Annotated in this window: 19 protein-coding genes; 5 read left to right on the top strand and 14 right to left on the bottom strand. The window is 76.4% G+C overall.

Annotated features, from left to right (window positions below; translation table 11 throughout):
* Both ACYVI6_RS13765 and ACYVI6_RS13760 read right to left on the bottom strand, forming a co-directional pair.
* Positions 1-833: glycosyltransferase family 2 protein (locus ACYVI6_RS13765; RefSeq protein WP_460446916.1), on the bottom strand; the 833-nt coding region annotated here is incomplete at its 3' end.
* A gap of 64 nt (positions 834-897) precedes the next feature.
* Positions 898-1,284 (bottom strand): WhiB family transcriptional regulator, encoded by a 387-nt coding sequence (locus ACYVI6_RS13760; RefSeq protein ID WP_460446918.1) that lies wholly within the window; start codon positions 1,282-1,284, stop codon positions 898-900.
* A gap of 307 nt (positions 1,285-1,591) precedes the next feature.
* On the opposite strand from ACYVI6_RS13760, the gene cofD reads away from it, so the two are divergent.
* Together cofD and cofE are read left to right on the top strand one after the other, a co-directional pair.
* Positions 1,592-2,587, top strand: coding sequence for a 2-phospho-L-lactate transferase (gene cofD / locus ACYVI6_RS13755; RefSeq protein ID WP_460446915.1), 996 nt, complete (start codon positions 1,592-1,594; stop codon positions 2,585-2,587).
* Complete coding sequence (gene cofE, locus ACYVI6_RS13750; RefSeq protein ID WP_460446914.1) at positions 2,580-3,656, top strand: coenzyme F420-0:L-glutamate ligase; 1,077 nt, start codon at positions 2,580-2,582, stop codon at positions 3,654-3,656. The genes cofD and cofE overlap by 8 nt, the downstream gene beginning before the upstream one ends.
* A gap of 80 nt (positions 3,657-3,736) precedes the next feature.
* On the opposite strand, the gene ACYVI6_RS13745 is transcribed toward cofE, so the two are convergent.
* Together ACYVI6_RS13745 and ACYVI6_RS13740 are read right to left on the bottom strand one after the other, a co-directional pair.
* A complete protein-coding gene (locus ACYVI6_RS13745) occupies positions 3,737-4,840 on the bottom strand; it encodes a CDP-glycerol glycerophosphotransferase family protein (protein ID WP_460446913.1) in 1,104 nt (367 codons plus the stop codon).
* Positions 4,841-4,897: 57 nt separating this feature from the next.
* A complete protein-coding gene (locus tag ACYVI6_RS13740) occupies positions 4,898-5,842 on the bottom strand; it encodes a DNA-3-methyladenine glycosylase family protein (protein WP_460446912.1) in 945 nt (314 codons plus the stop codon).
* 130 nt (positions 5,843-5,972) lie between these two features.
* Between ACYVI6_RS13740 and ACYVI6_RS13735 the strand changes: the two genes are divergently transcribed.
* A complete protein-coding gene (locus ACYVI6_RS13735; RefSeq protein ID WP_460446911.1) occupies positions 5,973-6,452 on the top strand; it encodes a hemerythrin domain-containing protein in 480 nt (159 codons plus the stop codon).
* Between the two features lie 40 nt (positions 6,453-6,492).
* Here the strand turns inward: ACYVI6_RS13735 and ACYVI6_RS13730 are convergent, their stop codons facing one another.
* Genes ACYVI6_RS13730 through ACYVI6_RS13710 form a run of 5 tightly spaced genes read right to left on the bottom strand, consistent with a single transcriptional unit; the run spans position 6,493 to position 12,457 of the window.
* Positions 6,493-7,344: a class I SAM-dependent methyltransferase gene (locus ACYVI6_RS13730; protein ID WP_460446910.1), complete on the bottom strand. Its 852-nt coding sequence runs from the start codon at positions 7,342-7,344 to the stop codon at positions 6,493-6,495.
* On the bottom strand, positions 7,341-8,264 hold the full coding sequence (locus ACYVI6_RS13725; protein ID WP_460446909.1) for a lysylphosphatidylglycerol synthase domain-containing protein: 924 nt from the start codon (positions 8,262-8,264) through the stop codon (positions 7,341-7,343). The genes ACYVI6_RS13730 and ACYVI6_RS13725 overlap by 4 nt, the downstream gene beginning before the upstream one ends.
* A complete protein-coding gene (locus tag ACYVI6_RS13720) occupies positions 8,261-9,412 on the bottom strand; it encodes a glycosyltransferase family 4 protein (RefSeq protein WP_460446908.1) in 1,152 nt (383 codons plus the stop codon). The genes ACYVI6_RS13725 and ACYVI6_RS13720 overlap by 4 nt, the downstream gene beginning before the upstream one ends.
* A 4-nt stretch (positions 9,413-9,416) precedes the next feature.
* Complete coding sequence (locus ACYVI6_RS13715; protein ID WP_460446907.1) at positions 9,417-10,421, bottom strand: glycosyltransferase family 2 protein; 1,005 nt, start codon at positions 10,419-10,421, stop codon at positions 9,417-9,419.
* Positions 10,418-12,457, bottom strand: a complete 2,040-nt coding sequence (locus tag ACYVI6_RS13710; protein WP_460446906.1) for a hypothetical protein — start codon at positions 12,455-12,457, stop codon at positions 10,418-10,420. The genes ACYVI6_RS13715 and ACYVI6_RS13710 overlap by 4 nt, the downstream gene beginning before the upstream one ends.
* Before the next feature lie 152 nt (positions 12,458-12,609).
* Between ACYVI6_RS13710 and ACYVI6_RS13705 the strand changes: the two genes are divergently transcribed.
* Together ACYVI6_RS13705 and ACYVI6_RS13700 are read left to right on the top strand one after the other, a co-directional pair.
* Positions 12,610-13,329: a TIGR03089 family protein gene (locus tag ACYVI6_RS13705; RefSeq protein ID WP_460446905.1), complete on the top strand. Its 720-nt coding sequence runs from the start codon at positions 12,610-12,612 to the stop codon at positions 13,327-13,329.
* 52 nt (positions 13,330-13,381) lie between these two features.
* Complete coding sequence (locus tag ACYVI6_RS13700) at positions 13,382-14,635, top strand: polysaccharide pyruvyl transferase family protein (protein ID WP_460446904.1); 1,254 nt, start codon at positions 13,382-13,384, stop codon at positions 14,633-14,635.
* Positions 14,636-14,638: 3 nt separating this feature from the next.
* Here ACYVI6_RS13700 and ACYVI6_RS13695 read toward each other — a convergent pair whose 3' ends face one another.
* The 5 genes from ACYVI6_RS13695 to ACYVI6_RS13675 all read right to left on the bottom strand — a co-directional run.
* Positions 14,639-16,606 (bottom strand): peptidoglycan-binding domain-containing protein, encoded by a 1,968-nt coding sequence (locus ACYVI6_RS13695; protein WP_460446903.1) that lies wholly within the window; start codon positions 16,604-16,606, stop codon positions 14,639-14,641.
* Positions 16,607-16,824: 218 nt separating this feature from the next.
* Entirely contained in the window at positions 16,825-18,792 is a 1,968-nt protein-coding gene (locus ACYVI6_RS13690) for a GGDEF domain-containing protein (RefSeq protein ID WP_460446902.1), read from the bottom strand.
* A gap of 93 nt (positions 18,793-18,885) precedes the next feature.
* Positions 18,886-19,716, bottom strand: a complete 831-nt coding sequence (locus ACYVI6_RS13685) for a glycosyltransferase family 2 protein (RefSeq protein ID WP_460446917.1) — start codon at positions 19,714-19,716, stop codon at positions 18,886-18,888.
* Between the two features lie 44 nt (positions 19,717-19,760).
* Positions 19,761-20,561: a CDP-alcohol phosphatidyltransferase family protein gene (locus ACYVI6_RS13680; protein WP_460446901.1), complete on the bottom strand. Its 801-nt coding sequence runs from the start codon at positions 20,559-20,561 to the stop codon at positions 19,761-19,763.
* Positions 20,558-20,921, bottom strand: a 364-nt coding sequence (locus ACYVI6_RS13675; RefSeq protein ID WP_460446900.1) for a DUF5941 domain-containing protein, incomplete at its 5' end; no start/stop codon positions are given. The genes ACYVI6_RS13680 and ACYVI6_RS13675, both read right to left, overlap by 4 nt.

The following is a 20,921-nucleotide window of genomic DNA, read 5'->3' as shown; positions in this document are numbered from 1 at the left end:
GCGTGCCGCCGGTCGGCGCGGCGGGCGTCGCCGCGGGCCAGCGCGTCGGCCGCCCGGCGTCCGCTCGAGGTGGCCTGGGCGTCGGCGACGACCGCGTCGGGCACGAGCACCACGCGGTGGCCGGCCAGGTGCGCCCGCCAGCAGAGGTCGACGTCGTCGCGCAGCAGCGGCAGCGCCGGGTCGAGGCCGCCGAGGTGGTCCCACACCGTGCGGCGGGCCAGCAGCCCCGCGCTGCCGACCGACAGCACGTCGCAGCGGTGGTCGTGCTGGCCCTGGTCGCGCTCGGGGCCGTCGAGGCCGGTGTCGCGACGTCCGCCGCGGTCGACGGTGACGCCGACCTCCAGCAGCCGGCTGCGGTCGGCCCACGACACGAGCTTGGGCCCGAGCACGCCGATGCGGTCGCTGCGCACCCCGGCGTCGAGCAGCGCGGCGAGCGCCGCCGGCTCGGGGGCGCAGTCGTCGTGCAGCAGCCAGACCCAGTCGGTGCGCGGCGACGCCTCCGCGAGCGTCGGGTCGAGGGCGTCGGCGTGGGCCAGACCGAGCGCGACGGCGGCACCGAAGCCGGTGCGGCGCGGCGCCTGCAGCACGTGGTCGGCCCCGAGCGCCTCGCGCAGCAGGGCGAGCGAGCCGTCGGCCGAGCCGGTGTCGACCGCGACGACGACGTCCGGACGGCGGGTCTGGTCGCGCAGGGCGGAGAGGGCCCGCGGCAGCCAGCGCTCGCCGTCGTGCGCCACGAGCACCGCCACCACGCGGGCTGCGGCCGTCGCCGCCTCGACCCGGCCGGTGGGCGGGGAGTCGGCCGGGCTCGCGTCGAGCGGCGTGGTGAGCGTCATCGCAGCGGGCGTCCCGAGGTCCGAGGGCGTCAGGGGCGCGCGCCCCCGGTGGGTGACCGGTCGGTCAGCCGACCTGCTTCTTCAGCCGGCGGCGCTCGCGCTCGGACAACCCGCCCCAGATGCCGAAGCGCTCGTCGTTGGCCAGCGCGTACTCCAGGCACTCGGAGCGCACGTCGCACGACACGCAGACCTTCTTGGCCTCGCGGGTCGAGCCGCCCTTCTCCGGGAAGAACGCCTCGGGGTCGGTCTGCGCGCACAGCGCGCGCTCCTGCCAGCCGAGCTCGCCGTCGTCGTCGACGACCTCGAACAGCGGCAGCGCCGGGGCCGAGAGCGAGCCCTCGCGGCGGAGGAAGTCGTCGAACCCCTCGCCGCCGGGCGGCGCGTCGATGCCAGGGAAGTCGTCGGTGCGCCAGGCGCCCGAGCGTCGGTCGTCGTCCGGGAACCGCTGCAAGCCGGTCGCGCGCTCGCCTGCGGCCACTGCGTGGAGCTCGTGCACAGCCCCTCCTCGACCCTCGGTGGACACCTGTCGTGCGCCTGCTACCTGCCTGGCGGACTCGTGCGGGCCTCCCCAGGCCCGTCCGACATCCCTGGAATTACACGCGTGTCATGCCCCGCCCGTCAAGCCGACGGGTGATATCCGTGCCCGGCCGGGCACGCCGCGTGCACCCCGCGGACGGCGTGTCGGCACCCTGGCCGCCGACGTCGGGTGCCGCCCTCCCGCACCCCGCCGTCGCGGGCCGGGCTGAGACACTGGCGGGATGCGCATCACCGCACTGGCCGGCGGCGTCGGCGGCGCCCGCTTCCTGCGCGGCCTGCTGGCCGCCCTCGCCGCGTCCGACGACCCCGCGCGCCGCGAGGCCGAGGTCACCGTCGTCGGCAACACCGGCGACGACATCACGCTGTTCGGTCTGCGGGTGTGCCCCGACCTCGACACCGTGATGTACACGCTGGGCGGCGGCATCGAGGAGTCGCAGGGCTGGGGCCGGGCCGACGAACGGCACGTCGTGCAGGCCGAGCTGGCGGCCTACGGCGCGCAGCCGCAGTGGTTCGGGCTCGGCGACCGCGACATCGCCACGCACGTCGCACGCACCCAGCTGCTGGGGCTGGGCACGCCGCTGTCGCAGGTCACCGAGGTGCTCTGCCGCCGCTGGGGGCTGCCCGACCAGCGGGTGCGGCTGCTGCCGATGTCGGACGACCCGGTCGAGACCCACGTGGTCGTCGACGACGAGGACGGCCGGCGCGCCGTGCACTTCCAGGAGTGGTGGGTGCGGATGCGGGCCGCCGTGCCCGCCGAGCGGTTCGTGGCGATCGGCGCCGACTCGGCCACCCCCGGGCCCGGCGTGCTCGAGGCGATCCGCGAGGCCGACGTGCTGGTGCTCCCGCCGAGCAACCCCGTCGTCTCCATCGGCATCGTGCTCGGCGTGCCCGGCGTCCGCGACGCCGTCCGCGGCACCCGGGCGCCCGTCGTCGGGGTCTCCCCCATCGTCGACGGCCGCCCGGTGCGCGGCCACGCCGACGCCTGCCTCACCGCGATCGGCGTGCCGACCACGGCCCGTGCGGTCGCCGGGCTCTACGAGGACCTCCTCGACGGCTGGCTGGTCGACGCGGCCGACGAGCCCGAGACGCCGTACCCGGCGCGGCTCGCCGTCCGTCGTCGCCCGCTGCTCATGACCGACGTCGACGCCGCAGCGGCCATGGCCACCGCGGCCCTCGACCTGGCCGACGAGCTGGCCGGCAGCCGCACCGGTGCCTGACCCCACCCAGCCGATCGACCCGCTGCTCGTCACGGCCGTGACGGGCCTGCCGGAGGTCGCGCCCGGCGACGACCTGGCCGCGCTGCTCTGGACGGCGCTCGCCGGCGACCTCGCGGCCGGCGACGTGCTCGTGGTCTCGTCGAAGGTGGTCTCGAAGGCGCGCGGGCTCGTCGAGCGGGTCGGCGACGGCGACGACCGCGACGCCGTGGTGGTGCGCGAGTCGCGGCGGGCGGTCGCGGCGCGGCGCACCCCGCGCGGCACCAGCCGCATCGTGCAGGCGGCCGCCGGACCGGTGATGGCGGCCGCCGGCGTCGACGCCTCGAACACCGCTCCGGGCACGGTCCTGACGCTGCCGGCCGACCCCGACGCGGCGGCCGGCGCGCTGCTGGTCGGCCTGCGCCTGCTGGGCGCCCCGGTGGTCGCCGTGGTGGTCAGCGACACCGCCGGACGGGCCTGGCGGCGCGGCCAGGTCGACCTCGCGCTCGGCAGCGCCGGGCTGCGGGTGGTCGACGACCTGCGCGGGCAGCCGGACGCCGGCGGTCAGGTGCTCGAGGTCACCGAGCGCGCCGTCGCGGACGAGGTGGCCTCGGCCGCCGACCTGGTGAAGGGCAAGGCGTCCGGCGTCCCCGCGGCCAGGGTGCGCGGGCTGGGGCACCTGGTGCTCGACCCGGCCGAGCCCTCCGACGACACCGACACGACTGCTACGGCGCTGCTGCGCGACCCGGCGACCGACTGGTTCCGCCTCGGGCACGTCGAGGCCGTCCGGGCCTCGCTCGGGCTGCCTCCCGACGCCGTCGAGCCGCCGTCGGTGCTGCCGGAGTCGTTGCGGCACAAGGTCGACCGGGCGGTCGACGTCGCGCTGTTCGGGTCGGCGGCGGCACGCCCCGACGTGCTGGACGACGGCGCGGCCGGGCAGGTCGTGCGGGTGACGGTGGTCGCCGGCGACCCGTTCGCCGCAGGCCGGCTCTGCGCCCGGCTGCAGGCCGCGCTCTGGGCCGAGGACCTCGACGCCGCGCTCGCCCACGACGAGGCGGCGCAGACCGCGACCCTCCTCGTCACCCCCCGCTGAGACCCCTCACGCCGAGATGCGAGTAGCGGTTCACGCGGCGCAGCCGACGTGAACCGCTACTCGCATCTCGGCACGGTGCGTCAGGTGAGCTCGCGGGTCAGGACGCCGGCCCGGGCCCGGTCGGCGACGCGCTCGGCGGCGCGGCCGTCCTCGGTGCTGCAGAACCGCTCGCGGAAGGCGGCGTAGGGCGCCCGCCACCGCTCGCGCACCGCGTCGAGGTCGGCGAGCGCGTCGAGCACCTCGTCGGACGAGCGCACCATCGGGCCGGGGGCGACGGGGCGCGGGTCGAAGGTGAAGCCGCGCAGGTCGTCGCGGTAGTGCTCGAAGTCGTAGGTGTAGAACACCAGCGGCTTGCCGGTGACCGCGAAGTCGAACATCACCGAGGAGTAGTCGGTGACCAGCGCGTCGGCGGCCAGGTAGAGGTCGCTGACCTGCGGCACGAACGAGACGTCGCGCACCCGCGGGTCGTCGTCCGGCACCCGCCCGCGCAGCCGGCCGGAGACGAACGGGTGCAGCCGCACCAGCAGCACGTGGTCGGGTCCCAGGCGCCGGCGGAACGCGTCGAGGTCGAGGCGCAGGTCGAAGTCGAAGGCGCCGGTGGCGTCCATCTGGTCGTCGCGCCAGGTCGGGGCGTACAGCACGGCGGTCTGGTGGTCCTCGAGCCCGAGGCCCGCGCGGGCGGCGGCCCGCACGGCACCGGCGTCCGGCCCGACCAGCACGTCGTTGCGCGGTGACCCGGTGGCCAGCGACTCGCCGTCGAACCGGAACGCCCGGGCCAGCCACTCGCCGGCCTGCTCGCTCGGCGAGGTCAGCACGTCCCACAGCGCGACGTCGAGGTCGAAGGTCGCGACCATCCGGGCGATGCGCGGCGACTGGTGCGGGATGTCGGCGTGCACGTGCTTGAGCGGCGTGCCGTGCCAGGTCTGCAGGTAGAGGCAGTCGGGGCGCTTGGGCCAGGGCACCTCGACGTGGTGGTTGGAGATCACCACGTCGGCCGCGCCGAGCGCCGCGGAGGCCTCGGCGGAGTGCACCTCGACGGTGCGGACGTCGTCGGGGAAGCCCGCGGCGTGTGCGGGGTCGAGCAGCCAGGTGTGGTGGCTGCCGGGCACGTCGCGCAGCTGTTCGTAGACCGCCAGGGGGTTGTCGTTGAACCGGCCCTGGAAGGAGTTGTAGACGACGCGCACGCCCGGAACGTACACGGACGGGCACCCCAGGATCGACTTCCGGGCGAGACCGGGCAGTCAGCGCGAACGCGGCAGATGGGTGCGCGGGGCCATCCGCGGCCCACGGCGCGGACGCCGGACGCCGGCCAGCTCGAGCAGCCGCTGCACCCGGTAGCGGTGCCCGGCGTACGGCTCGAGCAGCTCCAGCAGCGCGTCGTCGTCCTGCACCTGGCCGGTGAGCGCCCAGGTGATGTTCTTCGCGACGTGGTAGTCGCCGAAGCTCACCGCGTCGGGGTCGCCGTGCGCACGCTGACGCACCTCGGCCGCCGTCCAGGTGCCGACGCCGGGCACCGCGGTGAGCCGCCGCTCGGCCTCGGCGTGCGGCATCCCGATCGTCGCCTCCAGCCGGCCGGCCACCTGCGCCGACCGCACGACGGCCGCCGAGCGCTTACCGTCGATGCTGGCCTGCAGCCACTCCCAGGACGGGATGCGGGTCAGCGTCTGCGCCGACGGCGGCACCCGCATGCCCATGAGCGCTCCCGGGCCCGGTGCGGGCTCGCCGTGCCGGCGCACGATCGCGACCCACCCGGCGAACGCCTCCTGCCCGGTGACCAGCTGCTCGACGCACGCCGGCGCGAGCGACTCGATGACCAGCCCGGTGCGCGGCACCCGCCAGCCCGCGGCCGCGCGCCACGCCGTGCCGACGAGGTCGTGCCGTGGCTCGAACCCGCTGTCGTCGTCGTGCGCGCCGAGCATCGCCGGCACGCTCTCGATCACCCAGCCGGCGCCCGGCCCCCACGCCTGGGCGGCGACCGCCGCCTCGACGGCCCGCGGCTCGAGCCGCACGGTCGCCGGCCCGAGCGGCGTCCGCGTCGCCCGCCACACGACGCCGCTCACCCGGTCGTGCCGGTACGCCGGGTCGCGGGCGCTGCGCCGCAGCGTGGCCAGGGTGACGTGCACCCCCACCGGCCGGCCGGGCCGCCAGACGGTCTCGGCGTCCGGCGCCTCGACGTCGACGGTCACCGGCTGATTGTCGCACCGGGCGGCCGCTAGGGTGAGCCACCGTCGCGTGCCGGTGGCAGACCGTGCCAGGCATGGAGGCGGCAGACCGAGGACGACCGACGATGCGCTCGAAGCACCTCCCCCGCTCTGCGTGAGCGAGCACGAAGCACACCGGCTGGTGACCTGGGCGGCAGAGCTGCGCCGGGTGCACGCACGGCTGCGACAGGCACTCGACGCGGCGCGGGCGACCATCGATGCTGACGACCCAGGAGATGGCGACGCTGCTGCCGTCGGCGACCTGCTGCTGGTCTGCCACGGGTTCTGCGCCGCGCTCGACGCCCACCACCGCGGTGAGGACCGCACCCTGTTCCCGGGGATCGAGGCGGCGCGACCCGACCTCGCGCCAGTGCTCAGGTCGCTCGAGCGCGACCACGCGCTCGTGGCCGACCTGGTCACCGAGCTGTCGGCCGCGCTCGACGCCAGGGCCGCCCCTGAGACCCTCGGCCGGCACCTCGACGGGCTGGCGGCGATCATGGAGAACCACTTTCGCTACGAGGAGCGACAGCTGCTCGTCGTGCTGGAGGGGCTGTCACTCGACGCCAGGGCGACGGATGCGCTGGGTCCGCTCTGACGTGCGCTGCGGCTCGTGCGCCGTCCGCGGCCCAGGTCGGTCACGCCCAGCGCGCCGACAGCGCGGTGCGCACCGGCCGCGGCGGCACCCGCAGCGCCGGGCCGCGCGCGGTGAGCGGCGAGGGGCTGGCGACCCACAGGTACGTCGGCAGCAGCGGCAGCGTCACCGCGAGCGCGGCGCCCGGCAGCTTCGCGACCGGCCCGGGCACCAGGCCGTCGTCGGCGAACCGCTCGGGCTCGGCGACGACCGACAGGCTGTAGTCGAGCACGTGCCAGTCGGCGAGCATGCGGCGAAGGCCCGGCCTGGTGCGGTAGCTCTCGTAGTACGAGTCGGCCTTCCCGAACACGCGCACGTACCGGTCGGCGGCGCGCTGCGGCAGCCACGACAGGAACGGCAGGTCGTAGTGCGGCTCCATGACGCCGAGCCGGTTGCCCAGCCCGAGGTACAGCAGGCCGCCCGGCCGCAGCACCCGGCGGACGTCGGCCAGCACGGCGTCCGGGTCGACGACGTGCTCGTAGATGTGGTTGAAGACCGCGACGTCGACGCTCTGGTCGGGCCAGGGCAGCGCCTCGCCGGGCGCCAGCACGAACTCGACCCGGTCGCCGAACCGCTCGCGCGCCACGGCCAGGCCCGGCTCGTCGATGTCGACGCCGTAGGTGTGCGCCGCGCCGGCCCGGGCGAGCTCGTCGGCGATGAACCCCTGCGAGCAGCCGATGTCGGCCACCACGAGCCCCTGCAGCCCGGTCTGCTCGTCGCGCCCGAGCACGTGCCGCAGCACCGCCAGCAGCTTGGCCGCCTTGGCCCGCCGCTTCTGCTCGTCGCGCATCGCGGCCATCTGCTCGCTGTAGGCCAGCTGCGCCTGGCGCTCGGGCTTCGGGCGCGGCTCGCTCATGCCGCAGACCCTACGGGGGGCTCGCGGCGGGCGGCGAGCCAGCCGAGCAGCGCCATCGCGACGTCGGCGACGGTGATCAGCACCCGCGACAGCACGGCCACGCCGACCGCCCCGGCGTGCCCGAGCGCGGGCTCGAGCGCGACGGCGAGCAGCACGTCGCGGACGCCGAGCCCGGCCGGGGCCAGCACCACCAGCTGCCCCGCGGCGGCGGCCAGCACGAACGCGCTGACCAGGCGGGGCACCTCGTGCGACGGGAGCCCGACGTCGACGGCGACGGCGGCGGCCGACAGGCCCAGGGTCACCCAGGCCACCGCCAGCCAGCCGGCGCTCACCGCCACGTCGCGGCCACCGAGCCGGTGCTCGAGCGGCGGACGGCGCAGCAGCCGCATGCCGAGCGCGAGCACCCGGTGCAGCACGGGCGGCAGCAGCACCACGAGCCCGGCGACGACGGCGAGCACCGACAGCACCACGAGCCCGTCGCCGCGGGCCCGGGCCAGCAGCGGCAGCGCGGGGGCCCCGACCACCACGCCGACCAGCAGCGTCATGCCGATGCCCACCAGCCCGGCCGCGGCGGTGCGGGTGCGCGGCACGCCGCGCCGGGCGGCGACGTCGGCCTGCGCCACCACGGTCCAGACGCTGCCCGGCAGGTACTTGCCGAGCTGGCCGACGCAGAACGCCTCGCCGGCCACCAGCACCGGCAGCGGCGAGCCCAGCCCGGCCAGCAGCCGTCGCCACCCGAGCGCGCTCGCGGCGATCGAGACGGCGGCGAGCAGCAGCGCCCCGACCACCCCGGCCGCCGACGCGGTGCGCAGGGCGTCGGCCACCGCGTGCCGGTCGCGCAGCACCGCCGCGGCCAGCAGCGCGACCACGAGCACCACGAACACCAGCCGCACGAGGGCGACCACGCGGGCGCGGCTCACGCGGGCGACCCGCCCGGCCCGTCGCTCGATCCGGTCGAGCCGCTCGACCCGGCGAGTCCGGTGACGGCGGCGACGTACGGGTGCCAGCGCGCGGCCAGGTCGGGCGGGCGCACGCCGCGGCGCAGCCGCTCGACGACGCCCGGCTCGACGAGCTCGCCGGCGGCGCGCACCAGGTCGTCGGGGTCGCCCGGGACGACGAGCAGGCCGTCGACGCCGTCGCGCACGTCCTGGGCGAAGGTGCCGACCCGGCTGGCCAGCACCGGCAGCCCGTGGGCGTGCCCGAGCAGCGCGTTCTGCGAGGCGGTCGCCGAGCGGTACGGCAGGGCCAGCACGTCGTGGTCGGCCAGCAGCGCGGGCAGCGCGGACGACGGCACGTAGCCCGGCCGCACCACGATCCGTCCGCCGGCGCGCGGGTCGGCGGCGGCCCGGTGCACCTGCCCGCCGGCCTCGCCCCAGGCCTCCCCCGCCACGGTGAGCCGCACCCCGGGCACCTGCAGCACCGCCTCGGCCAGCAGGTCGGTGCCCTTGTAGGGCCGCACGAGCCCGAGCGCCAGCAGCCGCGGGCCGGGCTCGTCGGCGCGCGGCCGGGTGCGCGGGAGCGGTGCACCGCCGGGCAGGTGCGGCGGCAGGTCGAGCACGTGCACCGAGCCACCGCCGAGCGAGCGGGCGAGGTCGGCCTGCTCGCGCGAGTGCACCAGCACGTCGTCCGCCGTCCGCAGCAGCGAGCGCACCAGCGCGGCGGCGCCCGGGTGCGGCTCGTGCGGTAGCACGTTGTGCGCGACGACGACGACGCGCGGGCCGTCGCCGACCGCCCGCAGCAGCGCCAGGTGGGCGGGCACCACGGCGGGCACCACGTGCACCACGACCACGACGTCGAACCGCTCGCGGCGCAGCCGGCGCCCGGTGCGCACCCACGAGGCGGGGCTGGCCCACGACAGCGGGCGGGTGGTGCGCGCGTACGGCGGCAGGTCGGGCGTGCCGTGCGGCACCTGCTGCTCGCCCGGGTACAGCAACCCCGGGTAGAGCCGCGACCACGACACCAGCTCGGTGTCGTGCCCGGCGAGCGCCAGGTGGCGGGCCAGCTCGGTCGTGTGCGCCGCGACCCCGCCCTTGAACGGGTGCGCCGGGCCGACGACCGCGACCTTCACGCGCTCAGACGCCGTCGCGCGAGCGGACCACGAGGTCCGACAGCAGCGCCAGCGACCCGATGAGCAGCCCGGTCACCACGAGCAGCACCGTCGAGGCCGGGAAGTAGAACGGGTGCCGCACCATGTCGACGACGCCCTTCACCAGCCCGATCACCACCAGCCACAGGGCCGGCGGCATGAGCACCTTGAGCGGGTCGAAGTACATGACCATCCGCAGCACCTGCAGGATGTAGCGGTAGGCGTCGCGGGTGAAGTGGAACTTGCTGACGCCGGCCCGCTTCGCGTAGTGGATCGGCACGTAGCGGATGTCGTGCTGGTTGCTGAGGAACGCCAGCGTGATCGTGGTGACGCAGCTGAACCCGGGCGGCAGCAGGCGCAGGTAGGGCAGCGACACCGAGCGGCGGAACGCGCGCAGCCCCGAGTTGAGGTCGGGGATCTTCTGGTTCGTGAGGCGCTGCGCGACCTGGCGGATCAGCCACTTCGCCGGCACCCGCAGGAGCTTGTGGGTGCCCTCCTCGGTGGTGCGGGCGCCGACGACCTGGTCGTAGCTCTCGTCGTCGCGCAGGATGCGCACCAGCTCGGGGATGCGCTCGTTCGGGTAGGTCATGTCGGCGTCGGTCCAGACCACGACCGTGCCGCGCGCCTGCAGCGTGCCGATCCGCCGCGCCGTGCCCGAGCCGCCGTTGCGGCGGAACGGCAGCACCCGCACGTGCGGGAAGCGCTCGGCCGCCGCGTGCAGCACCTCGAGCGTGCCGTCGGTGCTGGCGTCGTCGATCGCGAGCACCTCGTAGGTCAGCTCGCTGGCGTCGAGCGCCCCGCAGATCCGCTCGACCTCCGCCAGCACGTGGTCCTGCTCGTTGTACGCCGGCAGCACGACGGTGACGTACGGCGGCGCGGCGTCGGGGTCGCCCTGCCGCTCGAGCGCCGTGGTGCGCGTGGGGTCGGGGACGGCGACGGCGGCCTCGGGGCTCGCGGTGGCCTCGGCCAGGGTGGTGGGGTGCTCGCTCATCTCGCCGACGAGCGTACCGGGGCCAGCCAGAGGTCCACGTCGAGCCGGACGCCGCGGCCCGGCCGGCGCTCGAGCAGCCGGGCGTCCTCCGTGGTGCGCAGGCCCACGACCTGACGGGTCGCGCCGGTGACGCCCGCGGGATCTGCAGCCACCAGCACCGGACGCCGGCCGGCCGCCTCGACCCCGCGCACGACCGTCGCGACGGTCTCGGCGGGCAGCGGCTGGCCGCGTCGGGTGCGCACGACCACGGTGGGCACGTCGCACGCGCCGCGCAGCACCTGCGTCCACTCGTTGGCCGCCCGCGAGTCGACCAGCACCGCGGTGTCGCCGGGGCCGAACGCCCGGCAGGCCCGATGCAGCGCCGCGACCTCGCCCCGCTCGGTGCGCTCGCCCGCCGTCGGTGCGGTCGCCAGCGCCACCGGCACCGCGAGCGCGAGCAGCCCGACGACGGCGACCGGCACGCGCGCGGCGGGCACCCGGGCGGCGAGGCCACGCACCGCGGCCACCGAGAGCAGCACGACGGCGGGCAGCACGACGGTGACCAGCCGCCGGTCGGCCCACGGGTGGTCGGGCGTGATGCCGGGGCGGTAGAGCGTGAGCGCGGTCGACCCGACGGCGACGAGCAGCGGGCCCGTCCACGCCGGCAGCGGCCGGTCGTCGCGCCAGGCCCGGCCGACCCGGGCGGCCAGCGACGCGGCGGCGAGCGCGGCCAGCACCACCGCGGGCACGCCGAGCCACCACGCCGTCCACTGCACGGTGTGCTCGGCGTAGGTGCGCCCGCCGTCGACCGGCAGGCCCTGCGCCAGCTGCAGCCCGGCCACCACGCGCGACCCGGGGTCGTCGGGCGACTGCCGCACGGTCTGCCACAGCGGGCGCGACGCCAGCACCACGAACGCCAGCAGCACCAGCACCTCGAGCACCTCGGGCAGCCGGCGGCGCGCCACCCCGCCGAGCCGCACCCCGCGCCGGGCCAGCGCCACCAGCCCGAGCGACGCGCCGAGCAGCACCACGACGCCGGCGGCGAGCGGCAGCAGCGACCCGCCGATCGACCCGAGGTACGGGCGGCTGGTGAGCAGGGCGCTCGCCGCCGCGACCGCCGTGCCGATCCCGAGGCCCAGCGCGAGCCGGCCGCCTCCGCCGTCGCGCCGCACGGCGAGCAGCGCGGCGACGGGAAGCAGCAGGGCCGTCTCGCGCAGCGCGTCGACCCGCACCAGGGCGACCCCGCCGAGCAGCAGGCCGGCCGGCAGCGCGAGCCGGCGGGCCGCCGTCCAGCCACCTGCGGCGCCGACCCGCGTGGTGTCGACGAGCAGGGCGAGCCCGGCGCAGCCCACGAGCAGGGCGAGCGGTTCGGAGTACGTCGAGCGCCCGGCGTGCAGCACCGGCTGCGCGGCGGCCAGCAGCGCGGTGGCCGGCACCGCCCAGCGCGGCCCGAGCACCCGCAGGGCCAGGCCGCCGAACGCGAGCAGGGCGGCGCCCAGCGCGACCGCGGGCACGAGCAGCATGCCGGTCCAGCCGCCCAGCCACCAGCCGATCGACAGCCAGGCGGGCGTGGCCAGCAGGAACTGCGGCACCACGTGGGTGCCCGCTCCGCTGCCCTGCTCGAAGAACCCGGGTGACCCGCTGGTGACCCCGGAGTCGTCGACCACCGCCGCTCCCCCGAGGTCGGCGACCCGCACGTCGACGCGCACCTCGTGCGCCGTGGCCAGGTGCTGGCCCGACAGCGCGTAGGTGCCGGCGTCGCGGCGCAGCACCACGTGCTCGGCGTGCGTCAGGCCGGCCCAGAGCCCGCCGCCCAGCGCCAGCAGCACGATCGCCCCCGCCGCCCAGCGGGGCGACGGCAGCACCGGCGTGCGGTGCGCCGCGACCAGGGCCCCCGCCAGCGCCACGAGCAGCAGCGGCAGCACGACCACCGGTCGCCAGAGCCCGGTCAGCCCGAGCGGTACCGCCAGCACGGCCACGACCAGCACCAGGGTCGCCGCGCCCACGCCACCGCGGGAGACCACCCGCGCAGCGAGGCTCGGGCGGGCGTCGTCCACGCCGTGGAACCTACCGGGCCGCCCCGACACCCCCGCCCCCTCACCGCCGAGCTGCCGGTTTCGGGTCACCGGAGGGCGTCTCGGTGACCCTCGACCGGCAAGTCGGCGGGATGGGGACGGGGCGCGCAGGGGTGCGGCCGTAGGCTCGCGGGGTGACGCCGGCCGAGCTCCTGCAGTCCCTCGTGCACGCCGACCCGGCGCGGCCGCGCGTCACCTTCTACGACGACGCACCCGGGCCCACCCGCGGCGAGCGCATCGAGCTGAGCGGGCGGGTGCTGGCGAACTGGGTGTCGAAGGCCGCCAACCTGCTGGTCGACGAGGTCGACGTCGAGCCCGGCGACGTGGTCGCGGTCGTGCTCCCCACGCACTGGCGGGCGCTCTACTGGGCGCTCGCCGTCTGGACGGCGGGTGGCGTGCTGGCGCTCGAGCCGCACCCGGAGGCCCGCGTCGTGGTCACCGACGACCCCGCCGCCGTCGAGGGCGCCGACGTGGTGGCCGTGAGCCTGCCCGCCCTCTCCCGGCGGTGGGACGGCGAGCTGCCGCGCGGTGCGGTCGACGAGGCGGCCGACCTGTCGTCGCAGCCGGACGTGTTCGTGCCGCTCGAGGACCCGCTGCCCGGCGCGCCGGCGCTGGTGACCGGCGCCGGCGTGCTCGACGGCGACGCGGTGGTGGCCGCCGCACGCGAGCTGGCCGCCGGGCTGGGGTACGGGCCGGGCGCGCGGGTGCGGACGTCGGCCGCCCTGCGCGACGCAGCCGGCGTGGCCGGCCTCCTGGCGCCGTGGACGGTCGACGGCTCGCTGGTGCTGGTGCGCGACCCCGACCCGGCGGCGGCCGACGCGCGCGCCGCGGCCGAGCGGGTCACCGACGGCTGAGGCGCACCGCACCTGGCGGGCCGGGCGGCCGCTCCGCTTGGATGGCCCGACCATGCGGCTGCTCATCCGTTCCGGCAAGGACCCGACCACCGTGCTGACGGCCGCGCAGACCCTGCGCCGCGACACCATCGGCACCAACGCCGGCAACCTCGTGTTCGGCGAGGCGGTGCACCGGTCGCTCTCGGTGCCGAGGGCAGAGCTGGAGTCGACGCGGTGGAAGGTCGACCCCGACGACGCGCCGCGCATCAACGAGACGTACGACGCGTTCGTGCTGCCGCTGGCCAACGCCTTCCGGCCGACCTTCCACCGGCAGCTCGACCGGCTGAGCGACCTCGTGGAGCGGCTCACCATCCCGGTCGTCGTCGTCGGCGTGGGTGCGCAGGCGCCGATCTCCGGCCGGCTGCAGCGGCTGGCGCCGCTCGAGACGTCGGTGCGCCGCTTCGTCTCGGCGGTGCTCGACCGGTCCGCGACGATCGGCGTCCGCGGTGAGGTCACCGAGGGGTACCTGCGCCGGCTCGGGTTCTCGGACGTCGAGGTCATCGGCTGCCCGTCGATGTTCCAGGCCGGCGACCGGCTCGCCGTGCGGACCCCGCCGCAGCGGGTCGACCGCCGCACGAAGGTCGCGCTCACGCTGTCGCCGTACGTGCGCGCGATGGAGCCGGCCCTGCAGGTGCTGCTGGAGCGCCACCCCCGCACGGTCTACGTGCCGCAGGAGCTGAAGATGCTGCGGCTCATGCTGCAGGGCCCCGCGGCCGACGGGCCGAGCACCGACGACTCGTTCCCGGTGCACCACGAGCACCCGTTGTTCACCAGCAACCGCATGCGGTTCTTCGTCGACCCGACGACGTGGCGCCGGTTCCTTGCCGCCCGCGACGTGACGGTCGGCACCCGCATCCACGGCACCATCACGTCGTTGCAGGCGGGGACGCCGGCGCTGCTGGTGGCGCACGACTCGCGCACGCTCGAGCTGGCCGACTACCACCAGATCCCGTACCTGACGCTCGAGGCGCTGGCCGCGCTCGGCCCCGAGCCCGACCTCGTCGACCGGGCGCGCGACGTCGACCTCGGCGGCCTGCACGCCGGGCACCCCGACCGGCTGGCGCGCTACGCCGCCTTCCTGGAGCGCAACGGGTTGCCGCACGTCTTCACGCCGGAGACCGCGGCCGGCGCCGAGGCGTTCGACCGGCGGCTCGCGGCGACGTCGTTCCCGCGCGGGGTGCCGTCGCACCCACCCGCCGTCCGCGTGCTGGCGAGAGGGGTGCGACGACGCCTGAAGGCGTTGCGGCACAGGGCCCGCAGGCCCTGAGAGCTACCAGCGCTTCTTGCCCAGGGGGTAGGCCTTAGTCTCGACGGCGATCCAGGTGCGCACGCCGACCGTGCCGGTGGCCGACAGCTTCGCCGCCTTCTGCGCCTTGACGACCGCGACCTTGGTCTTCGGCCCGAACTCGCCGTCAGCGGTCAGCTTCAGCGCCTTCTGCAGCGCCTTCACCGCCGTGCCGGTCGAACCCTGCTTCACGACCTTGGCGCGGTACGGCAGCAGCGGGTAGGCGACCTTCTCCAGCGCGGTCCACGTCTTCGGACCGACGACGCCGGACGGCGTGATGTGCTGCTTCTTCTGGAACGCCTTCACGGTCTTCGCCGTCTGCGGCCCGAACGCGCCGTCGACGTCCGACAGGCCGAGCGCCCGCTGCAGCGCCTTCACGCCCGCGCCGCGCGCGCCCTGCTTCAGCGACGTCTTCTTGTACGGGGTCAGGCTGGTGGTCGTGGCCAGCGAACCGGCGTCGGTGCCGGTCGTCGGGGGCTTCGGCGTCGACGGGGGCTTCGGCGTCGACGGCGGCGGCGGGGTCGGGGTGGCCGGCGGCGGCGTGGTGCCGCCCGCGGGCACGATCGAGCGGCCCAGGGGGTAGGCCCGCTGCTCGACGGCGATCCAGGTGCGCACGTCGGTGGTGCCGGTGGCCGGCCGCTTCGCCGTGGTCTGCGCGGCCTTCAGCGCGGCCGCCGTCTTGGGGCCGAACGCGCCGTCGGCGGTCAGCTGCAGCGCCTTCTGCAGCGCCTTCACGGCGGTGCCCGACGACCCCTGCGACAGCACGGTCGAGCGGTAGCCCAGCAGCGGGTAGGCCGCCGCCTCGACGGCCTTCCAGGTGGCGGGGTCGACGGTGCCGGTCGCGTTCAGGCCCTTGGCGCCCTGGAACGCCTTCACCGCGGCGACCGTGCCGGTGCCGAAGACGCCGTCCACCTTCAGCCCCAGCGCCTTCTGCAGCGCCGACACCGCGGCGCCCTTCGCCCTGGGCCGCAGCGTGGTCTTCAGGTACGGCGTCAGGGTGGTGGTCATGGCCAGCTTCACGTCCTCGGCCGACGGCGGCTTCGGCGGCGTGGGCTTCGAGCCGGGCACGAGCTTGGCCCAGGTCGGCTTGTCGAGCACGCCGCTGACCGGCACCGACGCCCGGCGCTGCCAGCCCATGAGCTTGCTGCGGGTCGACGAGCTGAACGACCCGGTCGCCTTCACGCCGAGCCTCGCCTGCGCGACCTTGACCGACGAGCCGCTCTGGCCCGGCCAGACGATGCCGTACGACGACGCGGGCGGGGTCTTCAGGTGCGTGGTGCACGAGGCCGTGTGCCGCGTGGTGTAGACCGCCGCGGGCTGGCCGGCGTACACGCGGCACGGGCCGGTGTCGTCGTCCGTGGTGGCGGTGCCGTCCCACCAGGAGGTGCGCTTCATCGCGCCGTCCCAGGTGAAGCTGGTGTGCACGTGGTCGGTGTGCGCGCTCCAGCCGTGGTACGCCCGCCAGCCGCTGCCGGAGCTGTAGGTGCTCCAGATGCGCTTGTTCCAGATGACGTACATGACGCCGAGCCGGCGGGCGTGGCCACCGACCACGCCGTGCTCGTCCTTGCCGGTGAGCCACTTGGTGAACGCGTCGCCCGCGGCCTTCTCGGCCGGCTTGTTCACGCTGAGCATCCAGTCGAAGGCGCGGCCCTCCTTGTGCTCGCTGGTCGCGCCGATGCCGCAGCCGCGCACGATGCCGCCGCTGTGCCCCTGCCGGTAGGTCGTCAGCACCATGCGCGCGTAGGCCTCGACACCGGGCTTGGCGGCCGGGTCGCAGCTGCGCTGGTCCTGGTACGACGGGACGACGTCGAGCTTCGTGGGCAGCGTCTTCGTCGGCGTCGGCTTCGTCTTCAGGATCGAGGCGATGGTGGTGCCGGCGTCGGCCGGGCTCGCCAGCACCGGCTGCACCGCGAGCGCCGCGGCGGTCGCGGTGAGCGCCACGCGCGTCGGCATCGCCGACGAGCGGGTCGAGGGCTGGCGGTGACGACCGGCAGGCATGGGCGTTGCTCCAGACGGGCTGACGACTTCGGACCAGATTCGACGTCGGCCGGTTCGGCGTGTCACTTGACTTCGCCCGGGCCAGGAGTTGCGTGTGGGACTCGTGAGGCGCTTGGGAGGCTAACAGCCGGCCCGGGTGACGGCCAAGGGCCCAGCTGGACGACGCCGAGTGGTCAGTCGGTCACGACGAGTGCTACGTCGTCCTGGCTCGAACCGGCCACGACGATCCGGTCGCGCCCGGCCTGCTTGGCCCGGTAGAGCGCGGTGTCGGCGCGGTCGAGGGTCTGCCAGGGCGCCTCACCCGGCACCCACGCGGCCACCCCGGCCGAGCAGGTCTGCCCCTGCGGCACGCAGCCGCGCAGCCGCTCGAGCACCTCGAGGGCGGCGGGCACGTCGCAGTCGGGCAGCGCGACCGCGAACTCCTCGCCACCCCAGCGGGCCAGCAGGTCGGGGCCGCGCAGCACCTCCTGGCCGGCCCGGCAGAACTCGGCCAGCAGCCGGTCGCCGGCCACGTGCCCCTCGCGGTCGTTGAACCGCTTGAAGTGGTCGAGGTCGACCATCGCCAGCGACAGCGGGGAGCCGCTGCGCGCCGCCCGCTGGGTCATCTGCTGCACCGTGTCGTCCCACGCCCGGCGGTTCGGGACGCCGGTCAGCGCGTCGGTGCCCGCCATCCGCTCGAGGTCGAGCCGCAGCCGCTCGGCCTGCAGGGCCACCGCGACCTCCTGAGCCAGCAGCCGCACGGTCTGCTGCGTCTCGGCGGGCACCTCGTCGACCGGTTCGCCCCACAGCACCATGAGCAGCGCGACCGGTCGCCCGCCGTGGCTCACCGGGTGCACCAGCACGCTCGTGCCGGTCCAGCGCTCGACCCACTCCGGCTCGGCCTGCGGCCCCGGCTCGACCCGGGCGCCGAACACCGGCTCGGCGCGCTCCCACGCCCGGCGCACCAGCGTCGTGCTCGGCAGGTGCACCCGCGTGCCCACGACCTCCGCGCCGTCGGTGGCGGTCACCACGAGGTCGTCGGCTCCCGCCGGCTCGAGCAGCAGCGACGCCGTGGCTGCGGTCAGCGCCCCCAGGTGGTGCAGCACCGTGGGCCGGGCGTCGACACCCGCCGCGACCTCGCGGGCCACCGCCGCGACGGCCGCGAGGTCGTCCTGCGTGCGGCGCAGCGACAGGTCGGCGGCCTTGCGCTCCGTGACGTCCTGGGCGTGCGCCAGCGTCCAGACCTGGCCGTCCGGTCCGGGCACGTGCGCCATGCTCAACCACGCCCACCGGCGCGTCCCGTCGGGCCGCACGAAGCGCTTCTCCACCCGGCCCACGCCGTCGACGGCGGCGTCGATGATCGCCCCGGCGCGCGCGTGCTGGGGCAGGTCGTCAGGGTCGGTGAACTCCCGCGAGCTGCGGCCCACCAGCTCCGCGCGCCCGCGGCCGAGCAGCCGGCACCAGGCGTCGTTCACCTCCACGAAGTGGCCCAGCTCGTCGGCCAGGGCCACGCCGACGGGGCTGGCGTCGAACACGCCGCGGAAGCGCCGCTGCTGCTCCTCGTCGGCGACCCGCGCGCGCTCGAGCTCGTGCACGCGCTCCTGCAGCGAGACCCGGGCGCTGCCCAGCCGTCGCTCGGCCACCCGGCGCACGGCCACCACGCCGGCGGTCAGCGCCAGGGTCAGCGCCAGCTCGCGCGCCCCCAGCAGCGGACGCTGCAGGTCGTCGCGCAGCCCCTGCACCAGCAGCCACCCCGCCGCCTCGACCCCGACCAGCACGGCCAGCGCGCGGGTCGAGCGGACGACGGCCCCGACCGCCACGGTCACCGGCAGCAGCCCGACGCCGGAGCGGCCGTCGCCGGTGAGACCGGCGGTCAGCACGGCGTCGAGCGCCGGCCACGCGGCGGCCGCGACGACGGCGGCCGCGACCATCTGCTCGGGCAGCTCCGGACGACGGCGCGCCACGAGCAGGATCACGACGCCGAGCAGCAGGCCGGCCCCCGACAGCAGGACGAGCACCCCGCGGGTGGGGCCGTCGAGGCGGTGCAGGTGCTCGGCGCACGACAGGCCCTCGAGCAGCACGAGCCCCGCGCCGGCGACCACCCCGGTCGCGCGCGAGGTGTCGCCGTCCGCGTCGTCCAGCGGACCGCCCTGCCGCCTCACCCGTGCCTCCACCCCGCCGGCCGGTGCCGGCGCCGCTCCACTGTGGCCGACACCGGCCCGCCCGACCAACCGGACGGGCCGCGCGTCGCCGGATCAGACCACCGGCGGGCGGCCCAGCCGCGTCATCCGCACGGCGGTGCGCCACCGCATCGGTCGGCGCGGTCCGGCGTCCGACCGCAGGCCCTCGACGAAGCCGGCCCACCAGGTGAGCAGCAGCCGCGCGTCGCGCACCCGCGCCGTGGTGAGCACCGCCCAGACGCCCAGGTACACGACGGCGAGCGGCACCGGGAGGTTGCGCCGGGCCAGCCAGACGCGGTTGCGGGCGTTCAGCCGGTAGTACGTCGGGTGCCGGGCCGGGGTGGTCTTCGGGTGCCCGGCGACGGCGTCGGCGTCGTAGCGGATCCGCCAGCCGCGGTCGAGGGCGCGCCAGGCGAGGTCGGTCTCCTCGTGGGCGTACCAGAACCGGCCGGGCAGGCCGCCGGCGTCCTCGAGCACCGCCCGGCGCACCACCGACACCCCGCCGAGGAAGGTCGTCGTCTCCGAGCTGCGCTCCGGGTCGCCCGCACGCAGCCGCGGCACGTGCCGGCGGGCGGTCAGGCCGGTCTCGGGGTCGACGATGCGCATCGACACGATGCCCAGCGCGGGCTCGTCGGCGAACGCCCGGCGCACCCGCACCATGGTGTCGTCGCGCAGCAGCCAGGCGTCGTCGTCCAGGAAGAAGACCAGCTCGTCGTCGAGCTCGCGCCAGCCGCGGTCGCGCCCCTCGACCAGGCCGACGTTCTCCTCCATCCGCACCGAGCGGACGCCGTCGGGCAGCGGGCCGGGGTCGGCGCCGTTGCCGACGACGAGCACGTGCGCCCGGTCGCCCTGCTGGCCGAGCACGCTGCCGATCGCCCGGGCCAGCTCGACCGGGCGGTCGCCCATCGTCAGCACCACGACGCCGACGCCGGGCAGGCCGTCCGGCGCGCTCACCCGCGGTCCAGCCGGCGCGACAGCAGGATGCTCGCCAGGTGCAGCACCGTCATCGCCGCGCCGATCAGCGCCAGCACGACCAGCAGCACCCGGGTGCCGACCAGGCCGTCGGTCACCTCGTCGACCACCGTCGCGACGACCAGCAGGAACGAGACCTCCAGCGCGCCGGTCAGCTGGTGCACCTTCAGCACCTGCGCCGCGCGGCGCGCGGCACCGAGCGCCCGGCTGCGCAGCTCGACCGAGGCGTCGTCGGCCTTCTCGGCGCCGGACCGCACGCGGGCGACGTCGACCAGGTCGCTCTCGGCCTTGATCAGCACCACGAAGAGCCCGGCGGCCAGGCCGAGCGTCGTCCAGCCACCCAGGTGCTGCGCGCCGGCGCGGAAGCCCAGCCCGGCCATCACCGCGGCCTCGACCAGGTAGGCGCCGACGCGGTCGAGGTAGACGCCGGTGATGCTCGGCATCCGCTTCCAGCGCGAGACCTCGCCGTCGACCAGGTCGAGCTGGAAGTACAGCTGGATGCCGACGAAGGCGCAAAGGGCGGCCACCCAGCCGGGCAGCGCCAGCACCGCGGCGGCCACCAGGCCGACCACGACCATCAGCCCGGTGAGCTGGTTCGGCGTGACCGGCGTGCGGATCAGCAGCCGGGTCGCGCGCAGCGACACCTTGCGCAGGAACAGCTTCGCGAGCCAGTGCTCGGCGTTGCGCCGGTTCATCGTCGACGGCGGCTGCACGACGGCCCGCAGCTCGTCGAGGCCCGGGCGCGCCGGTCGGTCGACGTCGGGGGTGGGGGCCGTCACGGCGTCGAGGGTAGCGACCGCCACCACGCGGCGACCGACGAGGCGGCCGCGGCGACGCCCAGCACCCCGGCGACCACCAGCAGGACGCCGGACGAACGCACGGTGACGAGCAGCACCACGACCACCACCAGCCGCAGCGGCCAGCCCGCCACCCGCAGCGGTCCGGACGTCCCCACCGCGCCGAGCAGCCGCTGCCGGTAGACCACGTCGTACTGGGCGAACGCGGTGACCGCGAGCACGGCGAACGCCCCGGCGAGCGCCCGCGGCGCCACCAGCGCGGCCACCAGCGCCGTGCCGCCCTGCTCGAGCGCGCGGGTCGCCGGCACCAGCAGCCAGCCGGCCCGCCCGCCGACCGCGCCC

The sequence above is a fragment of the Angustibacter aerolatus genome (genome assembly GCF_054776675.1).
The sequence above is the reverse complement of the archived record's forward strand: the minus strand, read 5'-3'. Positions and strand labels throughout refer to the sequence as shown.